This is a genomic window from Variovorax sp. 01T439_2 (genome assembly GCF_056398445.1).
This window is the reverse complement of sequence record NZ_JBFTPJ010000674.1, coordinates 1-3,310: the sequence shown is the minus strand read 5'-3', so window position 1 is coordinate 3,310 and position 3,310 is coordinate 1. Positions and strand designations below refer to the sequence as shown.

3 protein-coding genes and 1 pseudogene are annotated in these 3,310 nt (G+C 69.7%); 3 read left to right on the top strand and 1 reads right to left on the bottom strand.

Annotated elements, in window-relative coordinates:
* The 3 genes and pseudogenes from AC1DOC_RS25655 to AC1DOC_RS25645 form a co-directional block, all read left to right on the top strand.
* Positions 1 to 184: pseudogene (locus tag AC1DOC_RS25655) on the top strand (aminotransferase-like domain-containing protein); the annotation flags it as partial.
* Between the two features lie 89 nt (positions 185 to 273).
* Positions 274 to 987 (top strand): PhaM family polyhydroxyalkanoate granule multifunctional regulatory protein, encoded by a 714-nt coding sequence (locus AC1DOC_RS25650; protein ID WP_478079148.1) that lies wholly within the window; start codon positions 274 to 276, stop codon positions 985 to 987.
* A 45-nt stretch (positions 988 to 1,032) separates the two neighbouring features.
* Positions 1,033 to 2,313 (top strand): FIST signal transduction protein, encoded by a 1,281-nt coding sequence (locus AC1DOC_RS25645; RefSeq protein ID WP_026283884.1) that lies wholly within the window; start codon positions 1,033 to 1,035, stop codon positions 2,311 to 2,313.
* A 17-nt stretch (positions 2,314 to 2,330) separates the two neighbouring features.
* Here the strand turns inward: AC1DOC_RS25645 and AC1DOC_RS25640 are convergent.
* The coding region (locus tag AC1DOC_RS25640) for an FAD-dependent oxidoreductase (protein ID WP_478130755.1) at positions 2,331 to 3,310 on the bottom strand (980 nt) is incomplete at its 5' end.

Below are 3,310 nucleotides of genomic sequence, written 5' to 3'. Positions count from 1 at the left end.
GGTCGACACCGGCGTCGACACCGACGCGCTCACCCAGCGCATGCTCGACCAGGGCTACCTGCTCGCGCCGGGCTCGCTGTTCCATGCGCGGCGGCCGCCGAGCACGATGATGCGGATCAATTTCGCGACCTCGCAGGACGCGGCCTTCTGGAAGGTGTTCAGCAAGGTGCGCGCGGAACTCTGAGGGGGCAAAGGGGAGGGCGCCCGGGCCCAAAACGGCGATGCCTTGGAGTAAGCTGGCATCACAAGAAAACCCAACCCGGAGACCTCCGCATGAGCAACGCCAGCCAACCCTTCGACTTCAGTCAATTCGTCCCCGGATTCGATTTTCTGAAGAACCTTGCCGGCGGTGGCGCCGGCGGCGCGGCGGGCAGTGCGGTGCCCGGGTTGCCGAGCCTCGCGAGCTGGGTGGCACCCACGCTGAGCGTGGAAGAGGTCGACAAGCGCATCCAGGAACTCAAGACGGTGCAGTATTGGCTCGAGCAGAACGGCCACGCGCTCAAGGCCACCATCCAGGCGCTCGAAGTGCAAAAGATGACACTTTCGACCTTGCGCGGCATGAACGTGCGGATGGAAGATATCGCCAGCGCGTTCACCAAGCAGGCGGCCGCCGTGGCGCCTGCCGCTGCTGCGGCACCTGCGGCCGCTGCGCCGGCCGAACCGGAAGCCGAGCCCGAGGAAGAAGAAGCCCCGGCACCCGCGAAGAAGGCGCGCAGCAAGCCGGCCTCGGCCGCTGCCGCTTCGGGCGGCAATGGCGCCGCCGGCGTGATCGATCCGATGCAATGGTGGGGCTCGCTGACCGAGCAGTTCCAGCAGATCGCGAGTTCGGCGCTGCAGGATGCGGCCCAGCTCAAGGTGCCGACCATGGCCCAGCCGGCGGCTAATGCTCCCGCGGCTTCGAAACCCGCGGCCAGGAAGGCGGCAGCGCCCGCCGCCGCCAAGAAGGCATCGGCCGCCGCGCGCAAGCGAACGACCGGCCGCCGCTGACGTCATACACACATCTTTCTTGAAGAGAACGGGTTGGCACGCATCATGAAGCTGTTTCCTTCCGGCCATGCCACCCACCCGCAATGGCGCATGGCAGCCGGCCTCGTGCTGGCCCAGTTGCGCGCGCAGATGGCGCTGCCCGACTATGCGGCGTCGCCCACGCTCGGGCTGCTCTACATCACCGACCATTACGCGGCGGACGCGCAGGACATCCTCGACCACCTGAGCGCCGAACTGCCCGAGGTGACCGACTGGTCGGGCACGGTCGGCATCGGCGTCTCGGCCAACAACGCCGAATATTTCGACGAGCCCGGCCTCAGCCTGATGCTCTGCGCGCTGCCCAGCGACCAGTACCGCGTGTTCTCCGGTGTGGCGCCGCTCGGCAATTCGGAAATGAGCGGCTTCGAGGCCCACACGGCGCTGGTGCACGCGGACCCCGCCACCCCCGACCTGACCGAACTCATCGGCGAAATGGCGGGCCGCACCGACACCGGCTACCTGTTCGGCGGGCTGTCGTCGGGCCGCGGCGGCGCGCTGCAGTTCGCGGTGGGCGGCAACGGCAACATCCGCGGGCATGGCGCCGCGGGCGGCGTGTTCTCGGGCGGATTGTCGGGCGTGGTGTTCGGCGAAGGCGTGCGGCTGGTGTCGCGCGTCACCCAGGGTTGCCAGCCGCTGCGCTCGGGCGCAGGGCGCGAGCGCGAGATCACCGAAGCCGATGGCAATCTGCTGCTCAAGCTCGATGGCGAACCCGCGCTGGACGTGCTGCTGGCCGACCTGCAGGTGACGCTCGAGCGTCCGCAGGAAGCCATCGACGCCGTGCGCGCCACCCTGGTGGGCCTGGCCGACGCCGGCAGCGACGGCATCCGCCGCACCGGCGACCTGGGCGCCGACGTGCTGGTGCGCCACATCATCGGCCTGGACCCCACGCGCCGCGGCATCGCGATTGCCGACGTGGCCGAGGCCGGCATGCGCCTGACCTTCTGCCGCCGCAATGCGCAGGCCGCGCGGGCCGACCTGATGCGCATCTGCGCCGAGATCCGCGAGGAACTCGAGCCCGAGGAGCAGACGCTGGCCACCGCGCGCGCCGTCGCGGCCGGCGAGGCCGAAGCCGCGCCGCATCCGGCGCGCCGCATCGCGGGCGCGGTGTACGTGAGCTGCTCGGGGCGCGGCGGGCCGCATTTTGGCGCGCCCGGCGCCGAACTGCAGATCGTGCGGCACGCGCTGGGCGACGTGCCGCTGGTCGGCTTCTTCGCGGCGGGCGAGATCGCCCGCCACCACCTGTATGGCTACACCGGCGTGCTGACGGTGTTCACCAGCAAGGACTGAGCCTCGCCCTCCGGCATTCAGGCCGGCTGCAGCACGCGCGCCACCGGCGCAGGCATGCCGGTGAATGCAAAGTCGACCTCGGGCGCGAGTCCGCTCACGATGCGCGCAATCGACTTGCCCGATCCGCAGGCGTGCGTCCAGCCGAGCGTGCCATGGCCGGTGTTGAGGAACAGGTTCGGCAATTTCGTCTTGCCGATCAGCGGCACGTTGCTCGGCGTCGCGGGGCGCAGGCCGGTCCAGAACTGGGCCTGCGTGGTGTCGCCGGCGCCCGGGAAGAGCTCCTCGACGCGCCGCACGATCGCCTCGCAGCGCACGCGGTTCAGGTCGCGGTCGTAGCCGTTGAGCTCGGCCGTGCCGGCAATGCGCAGGCGATCGCCGGAAGCCGAGGTGTAGCGCGAGAACACGAGCTTGAACTCGTCGTCGGTCAGCGAAACCTGGTGCGCCCTGGAGGCGTCCTTCACCGGCAGCGTCACCGAATAGCCCTTGGCCGGATAGATCGGCAGCCGAATGCCCAGCGGCGCGGCAACGATCGGGCTCAGCGAACCCATCGCGAGCACGAAGGCGTCACCGCGGATGCGCTGGAAGCGGCCTTCGCTGTCGGTGGCTTCGACATGGTCGATGCTGCCGCCGGCCTCGCGCAGCGCGGTCACCGTGTGGCTCATGAGGAACTTCACGCCCGCTGTGGCCGCGCGCTTTGCCAGCTCGCGTGCAAAAAGGTTCGCATCGCCGGACTCGTCCTCCGCCGTGTAGGTGGCACCCGCCAGCTTCGGGCGGATGTGGGCGAGGGCGGGCTCGATCTTCACGGCCTCGTCGGCCGAGATCACCTGGCGTTCGCAGCCGAGTGCGCGCATCTGCTCGGCGGGCTTGAGGGCGCCGTCGAACTCCTTCTGCGTCGTATAGAAGTGCAGGATGCCCTGCATGCGCTGGTCGTATTGGAGGCCGGCGTCGGCGCGCAACTGCTGCAGCACCTCGCGGCTGTAGGTGCCCAGGCGCACGA

Excerpts from the sequence above, each read along its gene's own strand:
- AC1DOC_RS25650 (WP_478079148.1), top strand. The coding sequence starts at position 274 with ATGAGCAACGCCAGCCAACCCTTCGACTTCAGTCAATTCGTCCCCGGA.
- AC1DOC_RS25645 (WP_026283884.1), top strand. The coding sequence starts at position 1,033 with ATGAAGCTGTTTCCTTCCGGCCATGCCACCCACCCGCAATGGCGCATG.